Consider the following 25,086-nt stretch of genomic DNA (forward strand, 5'->3'; position numbering starts at 1 on the left):
TGAATGAAATGAAAAAAACTTTTTTTAATATAATAGTGGTTTCATATAACGCCGGAGACAAGCTCATCGATACGATCGAGAGCGTCAGAAGGCAGAGCTATACAGGGTATCGCATCCTTGTCAAGGATGGAATGTCCACGGACGGTTCGATAGAGAAATTAAAGGCTAAGTACGATATCGGCAAAGACCTGATTCTTGTCGAAAGCTGTGATTCCGGGATCTATCATGCGATGAATATTGCTGCATCTTATCTTGAGGAAAAGATAATAAACCAGCGCGCGATCGATCAGGATGCGGAGAATACCGACAAAGTTAAGCTTCTTAGAGCGGGTGAAGAACCTGCCTATATTTTCTTTTTGAACTGCGGAGATACGTTCAGGGACGAGAACGTTCTCAGGGATGTACATGATGCGATCGTAGACAGAAATTCCAAAGAGGGCACGACTCTTCCTGCGATTTACTATGGTGATATATTTGACTGCTCGACAGGTAACAGGATTCATTCAAACCCCAAGATCGACGATCATGCATGTTACAGGAATCTGCCTTCTCATCAGGCTTGCTTCTATGATGAGAGGCTTGTATATAACAATCCTTTTGAGCTCAGGTACAAGGTTAGAGCGGATTATGAGCAGTTCCTTAGGTGCTATTACAGAGACAAAGCAAGCACTTTCTACATTCCGCGCATAGTTGCCGATTATGAAGGCGGAGGTTTCTCAGATCAGAACAAGAAGCTTTCCGAAGAGGAGAGAAAAGAGATCATAAAGCTCTATCTCACAGGTGCGCAGATAAGGAAGTACGACCTTATAAGAGTGCTCACTCTTTCTAAGTTAAGGACTGCCATTGCGGAGAATAAAATTACAGCCGGTATATATAATAAGATAAAAAGTGCAGTATACAGGCTTAAGGAGAAATAAATTTGAAAATATTATGGGTCTGTAATATCATGCTCCCTGCCTATGCCAAGGCGCATGGAATTGAATACTCGGTCAGGGAAGGATGGCTTACAGGCTGCCTTGACAGGCTTCAAAAAGAAAAAAGCACGACAGCCGGGGGAAAGATAACTCTCGGTATTGCATTTCCTTCGGAAGGACCTGTGTCCGAGGGAAAAGAAACTGTTGAGGGAATAACTTATTACGGATTTAAAGAGGACCTTGGACATCCGGAAAACTACGATGAAAGCCTGGAATCAAGATTTAAGCAGATAATCGAAGATTTTGTGCCTGACATTGTTCATGTTTTCGGAACCGAGTTTCCGCACGCTCTTGCGGCGCTCAGAACCTTTGGAAGACCGGAGAGAAGTCTTGTAGGGATACAGGGCGTATGTACGGAGATCGCCAAAGCTTATATGGCGGGGCTTCCAAAGAAAGTACAGGAGTCCACAACTTTCAGAGACAGACTGAAAGAGGATTCGCTTATTCAGCAGCAGGAGAAATTCAAGTTAAGAGCCGAAAATGAGAAGGAAATTCTTTTGCTCACAGGAAATGTGACGGGAAGAACGACGTTTGACAAAGAGGCGTCGCACAGCATCAATCCGCGTGCAGAGTATTTTGCCATGAACGAGACCATGAGACCCTGCTTTTATTCGGGAAAATGGGAAGAGAGGAAGACTATTCCTCACAGCATCTTCCTTTCACAGGGAGATTATCCGCTTAAGGGATTTCACTTTTTACTTCAGGCAATGCCGATCATACTTAAGAAATATCCCGATGCGCATGTGTATGTTGCGGGAAATAACATAATCGGCAGAGGTAAGAGCAAGTATCCGTATTTTATGCGCGCCAGTGCTTACGGCAAGTATCTTAAGAGACTTATCGCGATGAACAGGCTCAGAAAGAAAGTTACGATGGTCGGTACATTGTCGGATGTCGAAATGAAGAACCGCTTTTTGAAGAGCAGCGTGTTTGTGTGTGCTTCTGTTGTTGAGAATTCGCCCAATTCCGTCGGAGAAGCGATGCTTCTGGGAGTTCCTGTCGTTGCGGCCAACGCCGGCGGTATTCCGGATATGATCACGGATGGAATGGACGGCGTTATATTTGATAATATGGACTACAAGAAACTTGCGGAAGCAATTTTGCAGATGTGGGATGAACCCGTTATTGCAGCCGTTTACGGAGACAATGCAAGTAAGCGCGCCGCTAAGACCCACAACGCCGATACCAATTACAAGAGACTTCTTGAAATCTACGATGCAATTTGCAGAAAATAAGGGAGAGATCTGTGGTAATAACATTTGTATCAAACTACATAAATCATCATCAGATTCCCTTTTGCGATGCTATGAGCAGCCTGTTTGAGGATGTTGAGTTTCACTTTGTCCAGGCGATGCCCATGGAGGAAAAGAGAATCACCATGGGATGGGCTGTGAATCCAAAGGACTATCCGTATGTTTCCCTTTTCTACGAGGATAAAAAATACTGCGAAGATCTTATTCTTAACAGTGATGTTGTGATCTTTGGATGGACGGAAGGAATCACGTCAGATCTTGAGAGAAGGAGACTTGCGTCAGGTAAGCTGTCTTTTCGCGTAAGTGAGAGAATCTACAGAGGAAGCAGGATAAAGTGGCTTACTCCGAGAGGGCTTTTGAAAAAGTATGACGAGCATATAAGATACCGTAAAAAGCCTGTATATCTCTTGTGCGCAGGAGCTTATGTTTCTGCGGACTTTAAGCTTATTCATGCATATCCCCGTAAGATGCTGAAGTGGGGATATTATCCGGATGTAAAAGACAGAAGTTTCAAAGTGAGCGAGACTGACAATAAGATAAGGCTTTGCTGGGCGGGAAGATTTATAAAACTAAAACATCCCGAGTTTGCGATTGAACTATGCAAAGAGCTGGAGAAATTCGGATATGACTACGAGCTTAAAATGATAGGCGACGGATATATGAGAGCAGAGCTTGAAAAAGCCGTTTCAGATGCAGGGCTCTCAGCGAATGTCAGCTTTCAGGGAAATCTCAAACCTGAAGAAGTGACAACACATATGAAAGATTCGGATATTTTTCTTTTCACAAGTAACTATCTGGAAGGATGGGGAGCTGTTGTAAATGAAGCCATGCAATGCGGATGCGCCGTCGTTGCTTCAAAAGAGGCGGGATCCGTACCGTTTCTTATAAAGGACGGAGAAAACGGGCTTACTTACAAGAATGGCGATTGCGATGAGTTTAAGAAAAAGGTATTGTCTTTATTTCAAGAAAAGTATAAAATTTTGCAGTTCGCGAAAAATGGATATGATACTATAGAAAAGGTCTGGAATGCAAAAAATGCATCTATGGAATTTGTCAGATTTTGCAGAGAGTATATTGACGGAGCTGTTCCGCGACCTGCAGATATCGGACCTATGAGTAAAGCGGAAATTATAAAACCTGAGAGCATCCTTCGTGCAATGGCCGAAGGGGATTGCCTGGAATGAGGAAAACATGAGATTTATTGATGACTTTTTTACAACAGAAATAAAAATATTTAAGCATAAAATTCCCATCTTTGACATGCTGTTTTTTACCATACTGTCATGTTTGGGAGTTTATTTCAGATTGTCACTTTTTGGTATAAGGTCAGGTGACTATGTGAAGGCATTTGCGGACTGGATGAGAGAGTGCCACGCTGCCGGCGGATTTGCTTATCTTGGTATAAAGCCCGGTGTGTCTGAGGCAAGTACATTTGACTACAACTGTCTTTTTCAGTATGTAATAGTTATTCTTCACTATATCGGCGGCAGTATTCCCGATATATATCTTGTAAAGAGCGTTCCGGTGTTGTTTGACTTTATCTGCGCGATCACTGTTTTCAGGATTGTATATCATATTACCGACAAGAACCTCACTAAAGCAATGATGTCTTACGGTGTTATGATGTTTCTTCCGACAGCTGTACTTAACAGCGCTGCCTGGGCACAGAACGATTCAATCTATACAGCGTTTGTTCTTCTTTCACTCCTTCATTTTATGAAGAGAAATGATAACAGAGCCTTTATTTATATGGCATTTGCTTACAGTTTTAAACAACAGGCGATATTCTTTGTGCCTTTTATTGTCCTTATGTGGTTAAAAAATAAGGTCAAGATCAGATACGTTTTATGGATCCCCGTTGTACATGTACTTGCGATGGTTCCTGCTGCAATTGCGGGAAGAAGCTGGGGAGACCTTCTTGGTACATACGGAAGGCAGGTTCAGATGTTCTCAAGGCTTACAATGAACTATCCCAGCATCTATACGATTGTTTCAGGAGACTTAAGCAGTGCGGGAAGGAAGATTCTGATTTCCGCGGGAACTATGGCAACAGTAATAATCATGGGAGTACTTGCTTATTACGTTTACAAAAAGAACTTTGAAGTGACCGGAAAATACATGGTAACTCTCGTCGTGTTTACTGCAGAGATATGCTGCTTCTGCCTTCCTGCAATGCATGAGAGATACGGTTATATTCCTGAAGTTGTTGCGGTTATTTATGCAATCCTGAGTATTAAGCGTGTTCCTGTATGCGTGGCGCTGCAGGTGATAACAATGATCACTTATACAAGATATCTGTTTGGTTCGACAGTCCTTACACTTTGGCCGTTGTCGATCGCAATGCTTGTAGTGATCATGGTTGTAGGATACGATCTCTATCTTCAGATGAGAGAGCCGGAGGTTACCAGTGGCTGAGTCTTTACCAAAGATAACGGTTGTTATACCTGCATATAATATTGAAAAGCTTCTTGAGAAGTGTGTGGATTCCGTTGCGGAGCAGGATTATCCCAAGGATAAATTTGAGATAATAGTTGTGGATGACGGTTCAACGGATTCCACTGGTGCGCTTTGTGATGAACTTGCTTCAAAGTATGAGAACGTAACTGCGCTTCACAAGGAAAACGGTGGTTCAAGCAGTGCCAGAAATCTTGGTATGGAGCATGCAACAGGCGATTATATCGGCTTTGTAGACAGTGATGATTATGTCGATCCCCGTATGTACAAAGTGCTTGCAGAGGCTGCCGTTAAATATGACGCAGATATGGTGCAGATTTCAAGAGATGAGATCTCGGAAGACGGTAAGAGACTTCCCGATGTTGTTATCCCACCTTCCGAAGTGACTGAGTTTTCACCTGAAGAACAGCTCAAAAAACTCTTGCTTCACACGGGTGATGCCTCTTTTTGCACCAAGATAACAAGGAGAAGTGTCTTTTCCGAAGGACTTAAATTTCCTGAAGGCGAGCTTAATGAAGACTTCAGGCTTATGATAGATGTGCTTCCAAAGGTGAACAAGCTTATCGTTCTTCCCGAGCAGTACTATCATGTGTTCTACAGACTCGGAAGTAATTCGAGAAAAAAAGCGGAAGACAAAGATTATTTTCCTTCCGTATTTACAGATATAGTGCGCAACGCAGACGTAGCACTTGATATTGTAAAAGAAAATTATAAGAATCTTATACCTATTGCTGAGAGATTCGGTTATTATCAAAGGCTTGATTATCTCTTGCATATTCCCGTAAGTAAGATGACAAGCGATAATTTATTCTATATTGGTGTTGTAAAAAATATCAGAAAGAATATACTTGGTATTATTACTAATAAGTATTTGACCGGAAAAAATAAGGCTTACCTGTGCATACTCGCACCTGCACCGCGTTTGGTGCGCAGCCTTCATGCAGCATTAAGAGGACTTTGAGGTTTATGAAAAAAAGCATAGTATATATAATTTTGATCGTATCTGTTCTTTTCAGTGTTTTCTTTGGCTTTCAGAAGTCGGGCTTCCATGAAGATGAGTATTATACATATTTTTCATCGAACAGAAGTCAGGGACTTTATCAGCCGGACAGAGAGTGGCAGGACAAGCAGACTATCTTTGATGAGTTTAGTGTAAAGCCGGGGGAAGGCTTTAATTACGGACTCGTTAAACTTGTTCAGTCATGGGACGTTCATCCTCCGATATATTATTTCATTTTTCATACCGTGTGTTCAATGGTCCCTTCCACATTTACCAAGTGGACGGGACTTATTACCAATTTAATTGCGTTTGTTATTTCTTTCTTGGCGTTGTTTGCTCTGATGAAGAGGCTTCGCCTTCCATATTATGTGATGCTGTTCGTACTTGGCTTTTGGGGGCTCAACCCTCAGACTGTTTCGTGTAACATGCTTATCAGGATGTATGCATGGCTCACGGCGGCAGTATTCATCTGTGCATATCTGCATGTTAGATTCATTCAGGAATATGATTCGTATAAAGATGATCTGAAAAACTTCTGTGTTAAACTGTTGCTTCCTATCGCAGTGGTTTCATACATTGGAGTTCTGATTCAGTATTTCTATATATTCTTTTTTGGTTGCATAGGCTTTGCCCTTGCAGTGTGGATGTTCTTTAGGAAAAAAGATTTCAGAAATACCGTTGCGTATGTTGTGGGATGTGGTCTTAGTATGGTGCTTGCGGTTATCACATATCCCGCTATGCTTCATCACCTTCTTGGAGGTTACAGAGGGACAGGAGCAACGGGAAGTATGTTTGATGTAAAGAACACATTCATGCGTCTTTCGTTCTTTACAGGACTTTTGAACGACTTTGTTTTCGGCGGAGGGCTTACAGTTCTTGCGATAATGCTTGCGGTGGGAGTTGCGTATCTTGTTGCAACCCGCAAGGAACGTTTTGATAAAATACGTTTTGATATAAGTGCTGAAGTGGCTATTCTTACGGCCGGAACGGCAGGGTATTTCTTCCTTACGACTAAGGCGGCTCTTTTGGTGGGAAGTGCTTCAAACAGATACGAGATGCCTATATACGGACTTATAATCTTACTTGTGATGTGGGCTCTTTACTATGTTGCTGAGAAGATTGGTAAAGACAGGGTATGCGTTCCTATCGTAACGATTGTTATGCTTGCTTTTCTTATAAAAGGCCATGTTACGGGCAATAATGTTCTCTTTTTATACAAAGAGGACGTGGATAAAATAAATTATGCCCGGGCGAATAGCGGCGAAGTTGCGGTTGTAATGTTCAATCCCGCAACGCCTCACAATGTATGGCGGCTTACAGATGAACTTTTGCAGTATGACAGAGTTTTTTACATGAATGAGGAAAATCTTGATCCGCTTACAGAGCAGGGCGTTGTGAATGCGGGAAAGATCGTGCTTTATGTTGCGGATGATGATTATAAGAATGATGCGATCTGTAACCTCGTCAAGAGTTGTGAAAAACTTGATTCTATAAGAGAAGTTGATTCGGAAGACATGTGGACCACTTGTGAGATAAGCGGTATCACAGAGCATCGCTTTGATACACCGAGAGAATAATACGGAGAGGAAAATGCTGATTTTACCGGCGTTTTCCTTTCTTTTATGGGGGGCAACATTTGAGCGACATGGAATTTCGAGGTGTTGCTTGTAGTTTCTGCGGGCATATCGGATACTAAAATTACACTTGCAGGTGACACTTTGAAAGGAGCATAGGTAATATGGTCGAATTTGGCGAGCAGTTAAGACGGGCCCGCGAGAAGACGGGACTGACACAGCAGACATTGGCGGAAAAGTTATATGTAACAAGGCAGACGGTTTCGCACTGGGAATGCGGTGACAGATATCCCGACCTTCTTACGACAAAGAGATTATCAGATATTTTGGAGGTGAGCCTTGACGACCTGTTATCCGAAAATGAAATGGATAAAGTTGTTGAAAGAAATCCTGTAGTAGAGAACAGAGTAGCGAATAATGTAATGATATTTTTTTACGCGGTAATAATATTTTCATTGGTTTCAATTATAGGCAGGGAAGTTTTGACTACAGATTGGAAATATATAACCGGATGGGCCGTAAGATGTAATGACGTCGCGACGGTAGTCAGGACTGTATGTGAAATAGTATGCGGAACTTTACAAGTGCTGATTTTTACTTATGGATTGGTTCATTCTATAAAAGTTACTCTTTCGCCCAAGAAGATAGGAGCGGTCATAGCGGCGTATTATGCTATCTTTTTTATTGAAAGTCTTGTGATTGCAACTAATGATATAACGATGGTTCAAAGAAACAGCGCTTCTATGGTCGGAACTCCTAATTTTGTACCGTATTATTTTGATTGCTTATTGGGAATAATAGGAGCGGTGGCAGCAGTTTTATACTTTATTCGTAAAAATGAGAAAGTCATTGTATCTGTTATGCTTGTAGGAGTTTCGGTATGGAAAATGATCGATGCCATAAAAGAATTTGTTGAATATGTAATCTATATGGCCGGTAGATTTAACGAAGCTAATCAGTTTCATGATGCAATACCATATCAGGATAAGCTGTTTATTTATCGTGTTGCATTTGGATGTGTCTCTGTGTTGCTGATCTGCGGTATGATAATATATCAGGTTGTAACACTTCATAGAAAACGTAAAATTGCATCTGAGATAACAGCTGACGCAACCGCATAGAAATTGCATATGCCATGAAAAAAGGTACCCTCAACAGTTTAGATGTTGGAGGTACCTTCTATTTTTATAAACTCTGATATGGCTTAGATATTATATTACAGTCCGAGTGCTTCGATTTTTGAAAGTATTGTGTCGTAGTCCATGCTACCTTCAAGCTTCTCCCAGTGTGTATCTGCCAATATTCTATTGGCATCTTCCTCTGTAAGTCCTGAATGTGACAGCGCCATATAATTATTCTCTCCGCTAGTTGATCTGCGAAAACTCTCGCCCATATTCGCTTCTCGACGCGGAGCATCTGCATCTCCTGAAGGTACTACTTCAGCTACTTTAGGCCAGAACGGTAAGAAGTTATACGAACAATCACAAATAATCGTTTCTTCTCCGGCATAGTGATCAATGTATGCAAGGCAGTTGTTGGTGTTCTCAAGGAATCTGTTTTCATAAGGTAAGTAGCAATATGATGTTGTTCCATATCCCTGAGAGCTTACACCATAACGCCAATCTGAAATCATGGTAATAAGTTTTCCGTTTTCAAAAGTATACAAAGAAACAGATTTTCCCGGATTGTCTACAACAAGTTCGGGTGTCTGATCTTTGGTTAAATAAAGAAGAGCATATTTGGCGTTGCTGTTTGCATCATGCGATTTTTTTGCAACTTCGGCAAATGCTTTTCCGCAGCTTCCAAACTTCTCCTCGTTGTGAGCTGTCTGCTTATTCTCTGTTGGTGCAGCAGGCTGGGGAGTTGCTGTAGTTGAAGCAGTAGTTGCAGCGGGCTGAGGAGTTGCCTCGGTTGAAGCAGCTGTTGCAGCCGCAGTCTCTGCAGATTTTGCCTTCTCAGCATTTTTTGATGCCTTATTTTTTGCTTCCACATTTGCTGTGTTATCAATTTCATACCATATTACGGTATTGCTTTTTGCGTTTAAATAGAAGCAGACAGAGAATTTATCAAACTGATATTTGTAGTAATACTCTTTACCTGTCTGACCTGTATAATTGTTCTTTTCAGAAGGCTTTCCGTATGCGGCTTCAATCTCGTCTTTTGTATTGCCGACTCCGATATTACGAGATGTTGTAACACCCGGCTTGCTGACATCAATCGCTAAAGGAAGCACATCTTTTTCGGCAGGATAAGTTGCAAATTCGATACCCGGCGTATCATAAACATAAAAGAATTCATTCGGAAGATCGGTTATTTTTCTATCATAAACACCAAGATCTTCAAATGTCTTTCCTACATCATTTAATACAGAAAGAACTTTGCCGTTGTACATAAGTTCGTGATCTGCAAGCTTTACAGGAGCAGCTTCTTTATTGGCAGAAGCGGCAGTTGTAGCTGCGTTGCTTGATGTTGCAGTGGTTGCAGCGGTCTGCTCACTTGATGATGTGGCTGTTGCAGCTTCTTCAACCGATGAAGCTACAGAAGATGCATCTACAGCTGCGACCATCTCTGATTTCGCAATCTCTCTTTTTTCTTCTTCAGTTACTTCCATTTCACTGCTTCCTTCGGAAGCGCTCATCTCTGCACCACCACAGCCTACAATCGAGAGTGCCATAGAAGATGCAATAATTATTGCAAGTGCCTGTTTTTTTCTTCATGTCATTTTTCCTTTCTCTGTGAACCCTCAGAAATACTATATTGTTTACGTGTACTCATACAATGGTAGCATGGAATATTGTTTTTTCTGTGTCTTAGAGAATTGATTCTTGAGAGTATTTAGTAGTAAGCGTATACTTTTTCTAGTCAGGGTTGTTTTGATTTACATCTTATCCGGATTATGCAATAATGTTTGTGAATATTTGTTGAACTATAATAAATTAATATTCACAAAAACAGCAAAAACTTGCATGTGGCACATTTGCTATGTAAAAAATATGTTACAACAACGTATTGGAGGTTATAGTGAGTAGAATCGGGGATTGCAGAAGAAAGATTGAAGAAATCAGAAAAGACATCAGAGCAATGAGGGAGAAACAGACAGTTATCGACGGCTATATCAGACAGATTGAGACCCAGAAAGATACACTTGATGGAATAGATTTAAGCAGAGCAGGCGAGTGGATTGGCGTTAACGAGCAGAACGCAGTTAAGGCTAAGAACGTCTGCGTTTTTAGAATGGACGGAGCAAAGGGCGAGTGTACGCGGCTTAGAAGTGCCATAGATAAGATGATAAGAGAAGCCGAGTCTCAGATTGCAGAGCTTGAAGCGGAGATAGAAAGAATTGAAGAAGAGGAACGACGTGCACGTGAGCGCGAGCGAGAGCGTGAACGTGAACAGGCTCAAAATTAAGGATAACGGGGATGGTAAACAATGAGTGGTAAAGGTGAAAAGATACAGTTGGGGAAACAGGCGGTAGATGCGCTTATTTCAGATATTAAGAATTCTGCAAACGTTCTTGAGATTAAAGATTCTGCTTTGGCAAAAGCCGGACTCATCGGCGAAGATGCCTCACTTCACATGATCAAATACATAGCTGAACGTCAGAAAGATCTGACGGCAACATATAAGGATGTTGTAAGTATTGATACTGCAACACTTCTGGATAAAAGTACCGGCAAGATAGTTGAAACAGATATTGATATTGCCGCAAAAATAGATAGGGAAGAGGGTTAATACTTATGGAAAATAAATGGATAAACATGGCGGAATTCAATGCTTACATAAGTGACCTTTTTTCTGCTATTGATGAATATGAAGAAAAAGCTGCAGCGCATAAGAAAGCGCAGGACAGCTTTACAGGGGAAGCAAACTGGGAAGGAAAGAGTGCTGATAAGGCAAAACTCCTTGTAGGAACAGTTGAGCAGGCAAAGCTTGATGAAATACTAAGGATTGAAAGGGACTTCAGAGCGCTTCTTACGGATTATGTAAAAGGCTTTAAAGCTGCGGTTGATGAAGCTGATGATGCCAAGATAAGCACGATCGTTCTTGAAGGACTTAACATAGAACTTCACGGCTGTGCTTCTACTTATAAAACATGGGCAACCAGCATGGAGTGTTTAAAGGATAATATTCACAGCAGGTTTGGAAGTAAGTACGGAAACTGCGATGAATATGACTTCTTTATGGCATCAAATGCTTACGGAAATCTTTGCGGAAATGCATCAAAAGACGGAATGATTCTTGACCTTATTAACAGGTTCACCAACTTCGATAATCAGCAGGCTGCCAAGATCTCATCTGTTAGTTATCCCTATAGAATAGGCAAGTTAAAACAGGAGATCGAAGAGCTTAGAAGTTGCAAGGGTATGCTTGTAAATGGTGACGGCAACATTGAGATGAGTGTTATCGAAAGGCTTGGTGATTTCCTTGAGGATAGTGTAAACAGAGCGCAGGGGGCAGGAAGTTTTGTAGATAAATTCGGTAAGAACGTGCTCAGTACGATTATTAAATATGACCCTGTAAACATGTGCAGTGGAAACTATATAAACGAACACGTTGACATTGAACTTGGAGGTAAATATCCTCTTTCGTTTGGAAGATTCTATAATGCAATGGACAAAAAGGGCGGACGTCTCGGAAAAGGCTGGAAGCATACCTTTGAAAAGCGCATTGTGGAAGAAGACGGAAAAATAACTATAGAAAAGTCTGACGGAAGTAAAGGCGAGTATAAAAAGATCGATGATGTATATGACAAAGACCTTTATTTCGAAACTCAAGGCGAACCTGGACTTCTTGAAAAGCTCACAGGCGGCTATGTTATCACTCAGGATGACGGCACATATGAGAGATTTGATGACAGGGGATATCTTGTAGCGCTTGGAGATTTCGACGGCGATAATGTATCTTTTACATACGATATCGTTGGAGGCAAGCGCTGTGTTACACATATAAGTACCAAGAACGGAAACACTCTTACATTTGAGTATATTGAAAAATGTATCTTCAATGAACTTGGAAAAATAAGAGTTACTCTTATGACATCTGTTACCGATCAGGCGGGCAGGTGTGTTTCTTATACCTATGACGATGACAGGCTCACAGAGATAAAAGGAACTGACGGAGCAGTAAGGAAGTTTACATACACGGAAGATGGAAGAATCAAGGATGTAATTAATCCAAAAGGAATTACATCTATCACAAATGAGTATGATGAGCAGGGAAGAACAGTAAAGCAGAGTTTTCCTGACAATACTGTGATGACATATGAGTATGACGACGAGAAGAAGATAACGGTTGCTACAGAGCAGAATGGCAATAAGGTTACTTACACGCATGATGATTTCGGAAGGCATATAGAGACAGCCTACTATGACGGCAAGGAAACTTATTCATACAATGGCATGAATCTTAAAACAAGTATTACCGATAAGAACGGCAATACGACCAAAATCGCTTATGATAACAGAGGTCATGTAACCCAGGTTATTGATGCGCTTGGAAATAAGACCAACATTACCTACAGGGCAGACGGAAAGCTTCATACCGTAAAAGGACCAAGAGATGACACATACAAATATTTTTACAACAAAAACGGCACAATAAAAGAGATTGCAGCTCCCGGAGGAAACGCCCTTATATTTGCATACAGTGAAGGAAATATAAAAGCAATCTTTGATGATAGAGGAATAGGACCAAACTTTACTTACGATGACAGAGGGAATGTCGCTACAGTAACAGATCCTGACGGAGTAAAGACGAGCTATAAGTATGACGAACTTAATAGAGTTATTTCTTCCACGGCAGCAGACGGAGCCACAACATCATACGAGTACGACAACGCTGACAGGATCGTAAAGACAACAGATGCCCTCGGAAATACAAGGGAATACGGATATGATAAGTCAGGAAAAGTGACTTCTGTTAAAGAAGTTGACGGAACACAAAAAAACTTTGACATTAACATTATGGGAAGGGTTTCAAAGGTAACCGACGAAGAAGGAAGAAGTACCGAAATAACCTATAATGCGATGGGTAAGCAGGAACTTGTAACACTTCCAAACGGCGGCCGGATAAAGTATGAGTATGACCCTCTTATGAGACTTATTAAAGTCACAGATCCCGAGGGAAGAACAACAGGCTATGATTATGATAAGAACGGAAATGTAACGGCTGAGTATCTTGGCGATATCAGAATAAATAGCTATGTTTATGATGCCCTTAACAGAGTCACGGAAGAGACAGATGCTCTTGGTCATAAGACAGGCTATACATATGACGAAGCAGGTAACGTTACGGAAGTTACAGATACTCTCGGAAATGTTTCAAAGCGTGAGTATGACCTTTTAAACAGAGTGACAAAGGAAACGGACGCTCTTGGAAATGAAGTATCTTACAAATACACCAAAATGGATCTTATAGATTCAATTACTGATGCATCAGGAAGAGTTCGTAAGTTCACTTACACAGAAGGAAAAAGACTTACATCGGTAAGCTTCTGTGGTGTGACAGAGCAGGAACTTACATACGATGGAGCAGGAAGAGTTAAGACAAGAAAATTTGCTGACGGTTATGAGATTGATTACGGCTATGATGTTCTTAGCCGAGTAAATAAAGTAACAGGCTCGGATGGAAGATGTGTTGAATATGAGTATGACGCACTTGGAAGAGCTACAAAGGTAATTGACGGGAATAGTACAACTCTTTATACATATACAGCTACAGGGCGTCTTAAGAGCGTAGTAGATGCTCTTGGAAATGAGACAGCATATACTTATGATGCCCTTGATAATCTTAAGAGCGTGCACAGGGCAGAAGGGCTTGTAAGCAATGAAGAGAAATCAGGAGACGTATTCCCTACAGTTGGTAAAGACGGACGTGTAACAATCTATTCATATGATCTTTCGGGTCAGCTTACGGAAGTAACAGATGCTCTTGGTCAGAAGGAAACTTATGAGTACGATCAGTATGGACGCCTTAAGACAAAGACTGACAGGGATAACTATGCAACAACATATGAGTATAATAATGCCGGTGGAGTAACAAAGGTAGGATATGCTGACGGAAGAAGTGTTGCATTCTCATATAACGAGCTTAACCAGTTAAGTCAGATAAATGACTGGTACGGAAATACAATCCTTGAGAACGATATCCTTGGCAGACTTACAAAGGTAACAGACTTTAAGAACAGGACTGTAGCTTATGAGTACGGCGCTACAGGTGAGAGAACAAAGCTTACATATCCTGATGGAAAAGTGGTTTCTTATAATTACGACAATAAGCTTCAGCTCAGTAGCGTAATCGGAAATGGTGAAGAGACAACATATGCTTATGATGAAATAGGCCGACTTGTAAGCAAGAACTTCGCTAACGGCGTAAGCCAGGCTTATACATACATGCCCGGTGGAAATCTTGAAAGTATGACAAGTACCGATAAACAGGGCGTACTTGATAAGTATTTCTATTCATACGATAATTCTGGCCTTATCACTGGTATCGATAGAAACAGACGAGGTCTTGAAAAGGTATCTGGAAGATATGAATACAGCTATGATGCTATCGGACGTCTTACAAAGACAACGCACGATGGAATAACAAAAGTTTCCTACGAATACGATGCATTTGGCAACAGAACAAGTATGTCTGAAACAGAGACAAAGACATCTTATACATATGATGTTCTTGACAGACTTGTAGAAGCTAAGGAGCTTAATAACTCTCAGGCTATCCTCAAGACCTACGATTACGATAAGCGTGGCAACCAGACAAGAGAGTTCATAGATGGTCTTTTACAGAAGATCTTTACTTTTGATGCTACAAATATGCTCTCAAAGGTAGTTGATAAGGATAAGGGCGAACTTGAGAACCATTATAACGGACTTGGATTCAGAGTAGAATCCACAAGACCTGAAGAGAAAATCGAGTACCTCTGCGATCTTTCAAAGGATTACTATAACCTTCTTGAGAGAACAGTGAACGGTGAGACAGAGAGTTTTGTTTATGATAATAATGTGATCTCTATGTCAAAGCAAGGTAATAATTTCTATTACCTTCAGGATGAACTTGGATCACCTATGTACATGACAGGTACAGACGGAATGGCTGTAAGCTCATATGCTTTTGATGACTTTGGAAGAAACATAGATCCATTCACAGGAAATAGACGAGACAAAAATCAGAAGCATGCTTACACGACAAACGGAAACATCATACAGCCGTTTGCATTCACAGGCTATCAGGAAGATGAAGTGTCGGGATTAAAATTTGCACAGGCAAGATTTTATAGTGCTGATAATGGAAGGTTCCAGTCTGAAGATAATGTAAAGGGGTTCATTGATAGCCCGTTTACAATCAATCATTATGGCTATTGCTGGAGCAATCCGGTGAATCTTGTTGATAATGATGGAAATGAGCCTAGTTTTATTACTAGGGTTGCGGCTGAACTTTCTATTGGAGCTGTTAAAGCATGGGATGCCGCTAACAATCTACAAAACTCTATTAATAGTGTGCAGGCAAGTTTAAATAATAAAATTGCATCAACGAGCGTTGGAAAGTGGGTTAATGATAATAAGGAAGTGGCAGGCGCTATTGTTTCGGTTATTGGTGTTGGAGCAGGGGTTGGTTTGTCGTTTATAAATCCAGCATTAGGTGGCGCGGTTGGAGGCGCATTAGTTGATTTAGGAACACAAATAACTCAAAATGGTACAAACGTTGACTGGGTGGAAGTCGGAGTATCTGCAGGTGGAGGTGCATTAAGTGGAATGCTTGGAGATGCTACTTACATTAAAAATGCGGGTAAAGCTGCAAAAGTTATAAATCCATTATTACGTATTGGAACTACAACGGGGATGGATACTGCCACCAGTTCTGTAATAGATTTTTGGAAGGGGGAGTTTTCATTTTCTAAGAGTTTACAAGATGGAAAGCGTTTTTTGATAACGAATGGAGTTGCTGAAGGGGCTGCTTTTGTGGCTTCAGCAGGAATTAAGTTAAAGAATATTGATTTGAAAAAGCAAAAAGGGTATATGGATTTAATGGAGGATATTGAGAATGCACAAGCAAACTTACAGCGTGCACGATTAAAAGGGAAAAGTAAAGCACGTATTAGAGCTTTAGAGTGTGAATGGCGCCAGTTGAGTAATAAGCTGACTAAATGGGAAGCAATTAATATGGCACCTGCAAGAAGAGCAGGAAAAGTCTTTACTGATTTTTTAATAAAAGGATTATCCGATACAGAAAATGCGTATTTGGATTGGCAGGAGGCTTGTGAAGGATGAAAAATAAAGCAATAGATTCCTTTAAGGTTGTATTAAATTGGAAAGGGATATTTGAGGCGGTTACCTGTGTTTTTGGAATTATGATGTGCTTAATGTTGTTCCTTTGTTTGATAGTAGAATATATTAGAACAGGCGAAAACAGTATAGGAGTATATATTTTATTATTTATGCCTATCGCGTTGATTGGAGTTATATTTTGGAAATTATCGCATCTAATATCAGATAGGATAATTGTAGACAATAATAAGATAGTTATAAAAAGAGCATTTAAGAAGAAACAAGAGATAACTCCAAATGAGATTGTTTCCTATTCTAGTACTATAGAAACTGCAAGAATGAATAGGTATAGTGAAATAGCAATTAAGTTTTGTGATAGTGAATCAATTTATATAAGTAATGGAACATATAAGAATTATGATCTTTTATTATATTATCTTTCTAAGAATTGTCCGCGAAAATAAACTGTTTTGAGAGTGTTGATATAATGGGAACAAAGATATATAAAGAACGATTTAAAAATAAGATGCTTCTAATCCTTATGGCACTGCCGGCAGGTTTGGTGACAGTATCAAGAACTTTCATTATAAGAGACATAAGTATCAAGGAAAATTTTGGCACGATTTTTGTTGTGACAGTGTTTGCTGTATTGATATTGTTGCTGGCTTGCCTATTAGGGATAAAAAGGATAATAATCAATACTGATTATTTTGTCGAAAAGAAAATAATAGGTGAAAAGCGTTTCTATTACGATAGAATAGAAACTTGCTTTTATGACAGTGTCCAAGATAGCATATGCGTGATTAATAAAGGTAAATCAAATAAGATAAAACTTGAAAATTATGATCAGAGTTCTGAGATTCTTAGTGAATTACAAAAGCATATGAGTATTGAGATGATATGATGATTTATTTTATAAGTTAAAAGAAGATGATTCAGTTGCTAAAATTTGATGTAATAAAATAGAAATTGGCTTTTATAACAGTACACATGATTGCGTATTTAAAGTAACTGAAGAAAGTGAAAGTATTGTAGTGAGTAACGTTGTTGAAGAAGTGCAAATGAATAAACTCACACAATATCATAAAGAAGGCGTATTAAAATTTATAGAGCTGGTTAATGGGACAAAATACTAGAGATGACTTTTGCCAAAAAATAGGTCTGAGGATAACAAAAAACAGATTGTGGAAATTATTATGATACGTTTGAATTCCAAAATATTTACATCATATATTATACTTTCGTTTCTTTTTATAATAATAGATTTGCTAACATTGATATCTGTCGAAAGCAATAGACTTGAAGAATATATAATGACGGATGCAATAGTGCTGGTGCCAATAGTAATTATGGGGATGATATTTTGTAAAAAGGATATAGCGGAATTTAAGTTTAATCTTTTCTTGGGAATAGATTCGGTTTTGTTTTGTATATTGTTTCTCTTTATTTCATATCACCAAACGACAATGTACGATATCGAAAATTATATGCCTGTCATTGTGATTTTAATGATTGTATTCTTTATGGTCGGAGCTGCTTTAGGTCATTTCAGAGTAGGGAATAACTTATATATGGAGGCAGGTGGAGGCGTAGTTATAGGAATAAGTGCGTTGGGGCATATTTATGCTAAGTATTTCATCAAAAATGTCAATTTTACATTGTTGATATGTTTATGTGCATTAACCTATTTAATGGTTTTTGCTGTTGGATATCAGTTTGGGAGTAAAGCCGGTCGGTGAGGATGATTAAGTACCGGCTATTACACAGTGGAAGTATATAGCTCATAAAGCGATTTTTCACACCATTTATGTGAGTTGTAACATTCAAGAGTATAAAAAAGCGGAAAGATTTATTCTGTCTCGCTCCAACTGTTTGAGCCCATTTATGGGCGAGTTTTGGAGCGAAGAATAAATCTTTCCGCTTTTTTATGCATTGAATGTCAACGAGCATAACAGGTGTGAAAAATCGCTTTATGAGCGCATACCCCCACTATGTAAAGCCCCCCATTTTTTTGACCTTTGCCCCGCCATATATTATAATCAATACGTCTAAATATGCGCGATTTAGCACCTTTTGAAGGAGGCGTAAACATATGACAGCAGCAGTAATCGGAGCAAGCTCCGAATCAATTTATGTGATAAATAAGGCAAAAGAGCTGGGCCTTAAAGTGATAGCTCTTGACGGAAACCCGGAAGCACCTGGTCTTAAAGCGGCCGATGCTTCCTTTGTTGTAGATATAAGAGATCCGCAGAAGGTTTTTGAGATATTGGATAGGGATGGAAATAAGCCTGACGTGGTTCTGCCTGTTCCAATCGGTAGATATCTGACTACGACAGGTGCCGTTAATGATAAATATAATCTTTGCGGTGTTTCTTTTGATGCGGCAAATGTATGCACGGATAAATACGAGTTTCATAAGATACTCGCGGAAGAAGGACTTAGAAATGCAGAACTTTACCTGATTCCGGCAGGAGAAGAAAATACCGATATTGATGAGATTAACACGATTTATCCCGTGATAGTAAAACCCAGATTTGGATCGGGAAGCCGCGGAGTAGAGATGTTCAATACTCCACAGGAACTTAAAGAGAAATTCCTTTCAGGTCAGCCCTACGATGAGGATTATTGCGTTGAGACCTGTGTTCAAGGAACCGAGTACGGCGTGGACGGAGTTTTTGTGGACGGAGAGTTTAAACTTATTCTTCTCAGAGGAAAAAAGAATACCCCGCCACCGTACAGAGAGTGCATCGGATATTATTCCGTTATCGAAACCGATAAGAATGCAGAGTTTTTCAAAAAGACAAAAGAGCTTATCGCCAGAGCAGGAGATGCGATAGGCTTTAAGAGCAATATCATTCACGCGGACATAATCAAGGACAATGACGGTAATCCCTTTATAATTGAAATTTCCGCAAGACCTTCGGGACATAACCTTCATAACCTTTTCACACCACTTGCAAGCGGTGTCGATGAAGTCACGGAGTTTATTAAATTTGCAGTTCCTGCGCTTGATAAATCATATTCTTTTGAGCCTGATGTGGAAAAGAACATGCTCATCAGATATTTTGATTTTGAAAATGTCAGAGTTAATAAAGTTCCCGATGAGAAGGAGCTTTTCAAGAAATATCCGTTAAAGGCGTGGTGCTGTAATCTCAAAAAAGGCATGTTTCTTGGGAAAGTCACGAACGGAGCTTCAGTCATGGGAAGAGGATATTTCTGCATTGAAGCGGATTCGCCATTTGAACTTGACGGATACGCAGATGCAATACTTAGTGAATTTGAGCTGGAGGATAACAGATGAGCTCTGTTGCGATAATTACCGCAAGAGGCGGAAGCAAAAGAATACCGGGCAAGAATATAAAGAATTTTTGCGGAAAGCCAATAATTGCTTATTCAATAAGCGCTGCGATAGAGAGTGGTGCATTTGATACGGTAATGGTGTCTACGGATGATGAGAAGATAGCTGAGATAGCGAAGGCAGCAGGTGCCGAGATTCCTTTTTTCAGATCTGACGAAACAGCAGGTGACTATGCGACAACCGATCAGGTTATAGCGGAAGTACTTAATACATATAAGGAAAACGGAAAGAACTTTGATAAGTTCTGCTGCATATATCCAACGGCTCCATTCATAACGGCTGATAGGCTAAAAGAAGCGATGGTTAAGCTTGATGAGCATGAGTCGGTAACGCCTGTTTGCCTGTTTTCATATCCTCCGCAGAGAGGTTTTGTTGTGGAAAACGGCAGACTTGTGCGGAGATATCCTGAATTTGCCACGGTGAGATCTCAGGATCTTGAGAAACTTTATCATGACAGCGGCCAGTTCTATGCTTGCAGAACTGATGCTTTTTTCAGAGACGGAACAACAGATGTGGACGATATGGTTCCGATCGTTCTTGATGAGGACGAAGTTCAGGATATAGATACTCCTAAGGATTGGGAGATAGCTGAGGAGAAGTTTAAGAGGCTTTGCGCCGAGGGAAAAAGAAGTCTGACGGCAAAAGATTCTTTTTCCAAATTTGATGATACGGCTCTCAAAACTCCGTATTACAGAGTTGACGAGAGTAAACTAGATGCGGATATTGAATTGCTGAAAGGCGCTTTGAAGAAGGGATGGAATAATTACATCTGTTCTTTTTCCGTAAAGACAAATTCCCTTCCGTGGCTTCTTAAGCACTTAAAAGATAATGATTTTTATGCTGAAGTTGTTTCGGCGGAAGAGTATGAAATCTCAAAGAGACTTGGCTATACATCGGATCACGTGATATACAACGGACCTATCAAAGACAGGGAATCGTTTGAAGAAGTTCTTCTTGGCGGCGGAATAGTGAATCTTGATTCAAACTATGAACCTGAGTGGGTAAAAGAGGTCGCTGCGGCAAATAAGGACAAGAAGCTCAAAGTTGGGCTTAGAGTAAACTACGACCTTCAGAAGCTGATACCGGATGAGGTTTTGGCAGATGAAGAGGGCAGCAGGTTCGGATATTGCTACGAAAACGGCGCGCTTAAGAACGTGATAGAAAAGCTTAAGGAAAACGCAAATGTTGAGATAGTGGGACTTCACCTCCATTCCTCAACAAAGTCGAGAACAATTAACGCGTTCAAGGCGCTTGCAAGAGTGGCAGTGATAGTAGCAGATGAGTATAATCTCAATCTTGAATATGTCGATATGGGCGGCGGCTACTACGGCGGAGTAAAGGGAAAGCCTGACTTTAGGGATTATGTTCCGGCTATTGCGGAGGTTCTTTCTGAGAAGTTTGATGTGAGCAAGACAAAGCTCATTATGGAGCCCGGAGTTTCCATGGTCTCATCAAGTTTTGATTTTGTGACAAGCGTTATTGATACAAAGCAGGTCAGAGAGCACACTTACGTGGTGATAGACGGAAGCAGAGTTAACTTGAATCCGCAGGTCACAAGAAGACAGTACCTGCACAGATTTGAATATAAAAACGAAGAGAACAGAGATATCGTGCCTGTTCAGACCATATGCGGCGCTACCTGTATGGAATATGACAGATTGTTCCCCGCAGAGAATGAGCGTAAGCTTGAGCCGGGGGACAGGGTAGTCTTTACAAATGCAGGCGGATACACGATTTGCCTGACTCCTCTGTTCATACATTATTTTCCGGCTGTCTATGTAAAGAAAAAGGACGGAAGTCTTTTTGTTGCAAGAGAGCCTTGGACAAATGATGAGTACATGGCAAAAAACAGATTTGAGTAATTTTTTGGAGGACATAGGAAATGTCTATGTTTGAACTTAACCGGAGGATCAAGCTTGCAAATCACTACATCGGAGCTGACGATCCTGTCTATATTATTGCTGAGATGTCAGCCAATCATCTTCAGGATTATAACAGAGCGATTGAAATAATACATGCTGCAAAAGAGGCGGGCGTGGATGCCATAAAACTGCAGACTTACACGGCTGATACGATAACAATCGATTCTGACAAGAGCTATTTTCAGATTACGGGCGGAACTATCTGGGACGGTACAACTCTTCATAAGCTTTATGAGGAAGCATACACCCCTTGGGACTGGCAGCCAAAGCTCTGCGAAGAGGCAAAAAAGCTGGGACTTGATTGCTTTTCATCCCCTTTTGACAGCACGGCTGTTGATTTCATGGAAGAGATGGATATGCCCGCATACAAGATCGCTTCTTATGAGATAACGGATATTCCGCTTATCAGGCAGTGCGCATCAAAGAAAAAGCCGATGATCATCGCTACTGGAGTGGCAAGGGAGAGCGACATAAGGCTTGCAATAGAGGCGTGTCTTGCAGAGGGCAATAAGGACATTATCCTGTTGAAATGCACATCTGCTTATCCAACACCTTATGAAGATGTAAATCTTAATATGATACCTACGCTTGCACAGGAATACGGCTGTGTTATGGGACTTTCCGATCATACTATGGGAAGCGCGGTTGCGGTAGCTTCTGTTGCGCTCGGTGCAAGAATGATAGAAAAGCATCTCACACTTAAGAGAAGTGACGGAGGTCCTGATGGAGCTTTTTCAATGGAACCGCAGGAGTTTGCAGAGCTTGTTAAGAATGTCAGAATGGTTGAGAAAGCGCTTGGAAGCAAGGAATACAAGCTTACTCCCGTTCAGGAGACGGAGCGAGAAGGAGCAAGATCTCTTTTTATTGTAAAAGACATCAAACAGGGCGAAGTGCTTACTTCTGAGAATATCAGATCGATCCGTCCGGGTAACGGGCTTCCGCCTATAGAATATGACAATATTGTCGGAAAGAGAGCTTCGCATGACCTGTACAGAGGCGAACCGCTTAAGTACGAAGATTTTAACTAAGGATATGAACTGTTTATGTTTAATGCCGGGAGGACAGAATGGGAAAAAAAGTCTGGATCAAGGCAAACGGTAACGGAATAATAGCGACAGGACATATACGCAGGTGTATGACAATCGCAAAAGAGCTGTCGGATCTTGGGGCAGATGTGGAGTTTATCTTATCTGACGAAAGCAGCGCGGATCTTTTAAAGACCTTGTCTGAGGAGGACGGAGTTTTCTACAATGCAACGATACTTCACTCTGTTTTTTCGGATCCACTAACGGATTTTCCTGTAATGGACGAGATGCTCAGAGATGAGAAGCCGGATTTTTTCCTGATAGATTCATATTTTATGACAGAAGAGTATTTTAATCTTCTGAACGAGTCTATAAAAGAGAACAGTCCAAGCACGAAGACCGGCTATATTGACGATCTTTGCAAGTTTGACTATCCGGTTGACATGGTTGTCAATTACGATCTGATCTTTGATGAGAACATGTACAGTGCACCTGTAAAACTTCTGGGTGGAGAATATGCACCCTTGAGAAAACAGTTTTCAGACATTGATTACAATGTAAAAGATATTGCGGGAAGAGCATTTCTTTCTACGGGAGGAACAGATCCTTATCGCGTTATCGGAACTATGCTTAAGAGTGTTTATGAAGAGCGGGAAGTTGGCAGTAATGTGCCGTGTTTTGCGACGGATATTTCATGTGATGTTATAGTGGGAGCTCTTTTTGAAGACGATTACAAAGAGGAACTAAAAGAACTTGCCGGTAAGCATTCGGAGATTACGCTTCATGAATGTGTGACGGATATGTCGGAAATTATGGAAAAAGCTGATTTTGCTGTAACTGCAGGTGGGACAACACTTTACGAGTTGTGTGCGATCGGCGTTCCGACAGTAGTGTTCAGTATGGCAGACAATCAGATGGAATTTGTAAAAGGCTTTGACAAAGTCGGAGCGGCCAAATACGCGGGAGATGTGCGCGAGGATGACAAGGTGCTGCGCAAGATCGTGACCTGGGGCGTTGCGTCAGTGGATAATAAAGCTTTTAGACAGAAGATGAGTGACTCGGCCCGAAGCATAGTCGGAAGAGACGGGGCCAAAAAGATAGCTGAGGCAATTTTGGAGCTTACATGAAAAAACTGAGTATAATAGTGCCTGTTTACAACATGGCAGCTGACGGAAAACTTGATTATTGTTTAAAGAGTCTTGTGGCACAGACGCTTGAGCCCAAGGACTTTGAAATTATAGCGGTCGATGACTGCTCGACGGATAATTCTTATGATATACTTCTTGATTACAGCAAAAAGTATCCGGAGAATTTCATTGCCATAAGGTCCGAAGTTAATCACCATCAGGGCGGAGCCAAGAATATCGGACTTGCCGTTGCAAAGGGCGAGTGGCTTGGATTTATAGATGCCGATGACTGGATTGTTCCCGATTACTACGAAAGGCTTATTAAGAAGGCCGAAGAGACGGGAGCTGACATGGTCGGATGCGACTATTGTTTTGTGGATAAACATACCTTCGAAGTCGGAAAGGTAGTCCACAACAACAATTTTTCCCAAACGGGCATTATGGATAAGCAGCGCTACAAGAATCTTCTCATAGAGACCGGAAGTCTTGTTGTGAAGGTTTATAAGAGAGAAATAATAGTCGGCGATTATGTTCCGGGAACAAAAGAAAAACTTGATATCTTCCCCGAAGATATTTTTTACGAAGACAATGCGGTAAGTAATACCTGGATGATAAGATCCAAGCATTTCGAATATATTGAAGAGCCGCTTTATTTTTATTATCAGCACAATGCTTCGACGGTTCACAGTATTTCCGAGAAGAACCTCGAAGACCGAATGACCGCCGGAAGACAGATACTTACAGAAGCTAAGGAAAACGGCTACTTTGACGATTATAAAGATGAGATTGAATTTCAATATACAGTGCTATTTTATGTGAACACACTTTTCTCCGTAATGCCCAGGAAATCAGGGATTAAGAACAGCTACGGCTTTGCAAAGAAGCTTGCGAAAGAGATGAAAGAGACTTTCCCTGATTTTCAGAACAACAAATACTATATCGAGAAAGTCCATGCGGAAGAAAAGAAGCTTATTAAAATGCAGATGAAGTCACACCTTCTGTTTTATATTTATTACAGACTGCTGTGGTTTTACAGAGATCTAAGGAACGGAAGATAAGAGATGTTCGATAGAATTTATGTCTGTCACACTTTTTACCATGTGTATGTGGCATGCTTAAAAGAATTTTAT

At 40.7% G+C, this 25,086-nt stretch carries 19 protein-coding genes; 18 read left to right on the forward strand and 1 reads right to left on the reverse strand.

Going from position 1 to position 25,086, the window contains the following annotated elements:
• Positions 1–8 precede the first annotated feature (8 nt).
• The 7 genes from CD00_RS0114520 to CD00_RS19535 all read left to right on the forward strand — a co-directional run bounded on the left by CD00_RS0114520 (position 9) and on the right by CD00_RS19535 (position 8,376).
• Positions 9–917: a glycosyltransferase gene (locus CD00_RS0114520; RefSeq protein ID WP_027209189.1), complete on the forward strand. Its 909-nt coding sequence runs from the start codon at positions 9–11 to the stop codon at positions 915–917.
• A 2-nt stretch (positions 918–919) separates the two neighbouring features.
• A complete protein-coding gene (locus CD00_RS0114525; protein WP_026656624.1) occupies positions 920–2,209 on the forward strand; it encodes a glycosyltransferase family 4 protein in 1,290 nt (429 codons plus the stop codon).
• Positions 2,210–2,220: 11 nt separating this feature from the next.
• Positions 2,221–3,411, forward strand: a complete 1,191-nt coding sequence (locus CD00_RS18570; RefSeq protein ID WP_051594228.1) for a glycosyltransferase family 4 protein — start codon at positions 2,221–2,223, stop codon at positions 3,409–3,411.
• Between the two features lie 7 nt (positions 3,412–3,418).
• Positions 3,419–4,642: a hypothetical protein gene (locus CD00_RS0114535; protein ID WP_026656625.1), complete on the forward strand. Its 1,224-nt coding sequence runs from the start codon at positions 3,419–3,421 to the stop codon at positions 4,640–4,642.
• A complete protein-coding gene (locus CD00_RS0114540; protein WP_026656626.1) occupies positions 4,635–5,642 on the forward strand; it encodes a glycosyltransferase family 2 protein in 1,008 nt (335 codons plus the stop codon). The genes CD00_RS0114535 and CD00_RS0114540 overlap by 8 nt, the downstream gene beginning before the upstream one ends.
• Before the next feature lie 5 nt (positions 5,643–5,647).
• Positions 5,648–7,258, forward strand: coding sequence for a hypothetical protein (locus CD00_RS0114545; protein WP_026656627.1), 1,611 nt, complete (start codon positions 5,648–5,650; stop codon positions 7,256–7,258).
• Between the two features lie 161 nt (positions 7,259–7,419).
• Positions 7,420–8,376, forward strand: coding sequence for a helix-turn-helix domain-containing protein (locus CD00_RS19535; protein ID WP_051594229.1), 957 nt, complete (start codon positions 7,420–7,422; stop codon positions 8,374–8,376).
• A 95-nt stretch (positions 8,377–8,471) separates the two neighbouring features.
• Here the strand turns inward: CD00_RS19535 and CD00_RS0114555 are convergent, their stop codons facing one another.
• Positions 8,472–9,929, reverse strand: coding sequence for a hypothetical protein (locus CD00_RS0114555; RefSeq protein ID WP_185750464.1), 1,458 nt, complete (start codon positions 9,927–9,929; stop codon positions 8,472–8,474).
• 347 nt (positions 9,930–10,276) lie between these two features.
• Here CD00_RS0114555 and CD00_RS0114560 point away from each other — a divergent pair, with 347 nt between their 5' ends.
• The 11 genes from CD00_RS0114560 (at position 10,277) to CD00_RS0114615 (ending at position 25,014) form a co-directional block, all read left to right on the forward strand.
• Positions 10,277–10,663 (forward strand): DUF5082 domain-containing protein, encoded by a 387-nt coding sequence (locus CD00_RS0114560; protein WP_026656629.1) that lies wholly within the window; start codon positions 10,277–10,279, stop codon positions 10,661–10,663.
• Between the two features lie 21 nt (positions 10,664–10,684).
• Entirely contained in the window at positions 10,685–10,987 is a 303-nt protein-coding gene (locus tag CD00_RS0114565) for a hypothetical protein (RefSeq protein ID WP_026656630.1), read from the forward strand.
• Between the two features lie 5 nt (positions 10,988–10,992).
• Positions 10,993–16,527, forward strand: coding sequence for a DUF6531 domain-containing protein (locus CD00_RS0114570; RefSeq protein ID WP_026656631.1), 5,535 nt, complete (start codon positions 10,993–10,995; stop codon positions 16,525–16,527).
• A complete protein-coding gene (locus tag CD00_RS0114575) occupies positions 16,524–16,988 on the forward strand; it encodes a hypothetical protein (protein ID WP_026656633.1) in 465 nt (154 codons plus the stop codon). The genes CD00_RS0114570 and CD00_RS0114575 overlap by 4 nt, the downstream gene beginning before the upstream one ends.
• Positions 16,989–17,011: 23 nt before the next feature.
• On the forward strand, positions 17,012–17,428 hold the full coding sequence (locus CD00_RS0114580; RefSeq protein WP_026656634.1) for a hypothetical protein: 417 nt from the start codon (positions 17,012–17,014) through the stop codon (positions 17,426–17,428).
• 409 nt (positions 17,429–17,837) lie between these two features.
• Positions 17,838–18,263, forward strand: a complete 426-nt coding sequence (locus tag CD00_RS18580) for a hypothetical protein (RefSeq protein WP_185750465.1) — start codon at positions 17,838–17,840, stop codon at positions 18,261–18,263.
• Positions 18,264–18,616: 353 nt separating this feature from the next.
• Positions 18,617–19,825 (forward strand): ATP-grasp domain-containing protein, encoded by a 1,209-nt coding sequence (locus tag CD00_RS0114590; protein ID WP_026656635.1) that lies wholly within the window; start codon positions 18,617–18,619, stop codon positions 19,823–19,825.
• Entirely contained in the window at positions 19,822–21,744 is a 1,923-nt protein-coding gene (gene pseF, locus CD00_RS21265; protein ID WP_081811931.1) for a pseudaminic acid cytidylyltransferase, read from the forward strand. Before CD00_RS0114590 ends, pseF begins: the two co-directional genes overlap by 4 nt.
• Positions 21,745–21,764: 20 nt before the next feature.
• Entirely contained in the window at positions 21,765–22,832 is a 1,068-nt protein-coding gene (gene pseI / locus CD00_RS0114605) for a pseudaminic acid synthase (RefSeq protein WP_330370450.1), read from the forward strand.
• Positions 22,833–22,870: 38 nt separating this feature from the next.
• Positions 22,871–23,956 (forward strand): UDP-2,4-diacetamido-2,4,6-trideoxy-beta-L-altropyranose hydrolase, encoded by a 1,086-nt coding sequence (gene pseG, locus CD00_RS0114610; protein WP_026656637.1) that lies wholly within the window; start codon positions 22,871–22,873, stop codon positions 23,954–23,956.
• Positions 23,953–25,014: a glycosyltransferase family 2 protein gene (locus CD00_RS0114615; protein WP_026656638.1), complete on the forward strand. Its 1,062-nt coding sequence runs from the start codon at positions 23,953–23,955 to the stop codon at positions 25,012–25,014. Before pseG ends, CD00_RS0114615 begins: the two co-directional genes overlap by 4 nt.
• Positions 25,015–25,086 lie beyond the last annotated feature (72 nt).

Origin of the sequence: Butyrivibrio sp. AE3003, assembly GCF_000686065.1 — a bacterium.
Lineage (GTDB): Bacteria > Bacillota > Clostridia > Lachnospirales > Lachnospiraceae > Butyrivibrio > Butyrivibrio hungatei_A.

Coding starts and splice junctions, on each gene's coding strand:
- CD00_RS18580 (WP_185750465.1), top strand. CDS start 17,838: ATGACGGATGCAATAGTGCTGGTGCCAATAGTAATTATGGGGATGATA.
- CD00_RS0114535 (WP_026656625.1), top strand. CDS start 3,419: ATGAGATTTATTGATGACTTTTTTACAACAGAAATAAAAATATTTAAG.
- pseI (WP_330370450.1), top strand. CDS start 21,765: ATGTCTATGTTTGAACTTAACCGGAGGATCAAGCTTGCAAATCACTAC.
- pseG (WP_026656637.1), top strand. CDS start 22,871: ATGGGAAAAAAAGTCTGGATCAAGGCAAACGGTAACGGAATAATAGCG.
- pseF (WP_081811931.1), top strand. CDS start 19,822: ATGAGCTCTGTTGCGATAATTACCGCAAGAGGCGGAAGCAAAAGAATA.
- CD00_RS0114555 (WP_185750464.1), bottom strand. CDS start 9,929: ATGGCACTCTCGATTGTAGGCTGTGGTGGTGCAGAGATGAGCGCTTCC.
- CD00_RS0114570 (WP_026656631.1), top strand. CDS start 10,993: ATGGAAAATAAATGGATAAACATGGCGGAATTCAATGCTTACATAAGT.
- CD00_RS0114615 (WP_026656638.1), top strand. CDS start 23,953: ATGAAAAAACTGAGTATAATAGTGCCTGTTTACAACATGGCAGCTGAC.
- CD00_RS0114580 (WP_026656634.1), top strand. CDS start 17,012: ATGGGAACAAAGATATATAAAGAACGATTTAAAAATAAGATGCTTCTA.
- CD00_RS0114545 (WP_026656627.1), top strand. CDS start 5,648: ATGAAAAAAAGCATAGTATATATAATTTTGATCGTATCTGTTCTTTTC.
- CD00_RS19535 (WP_051594229.1), top strand. CDS start 7,420: ATGGTCGAATTTGGCGAGCAGTTAAGACGGGCCCGCGAGAAGACGGGA.
- CD00_RS0114590 (WP_026656635.1), top strand. CDS start 18,617: ATGACAGCAGCAGTAATCGGAGCAAGCTCCGAATCAATTTATGTGATA.
- CD00_RS0114520 (WP_027209189.1), top strand. CDS start 9: ATGAAAAAAACTTTTTTTAATATAATAGTGGTTTCATATAACGCCGGA.
- CD00_RS0114565 (WP_026656630.1), top strand. CDS start 10,685: ATGAGTGGTAAAGGTGAAAAGATACAGTTGGGGAAACAGGCGGTAGAT.
- CD00_RS0114575 (WP_026656633.1), top strand. CDS start 16,524: ATGAAAAATAAAGCAATAGATTCCTTTAAGGTTGTATTAAATTGGAAA.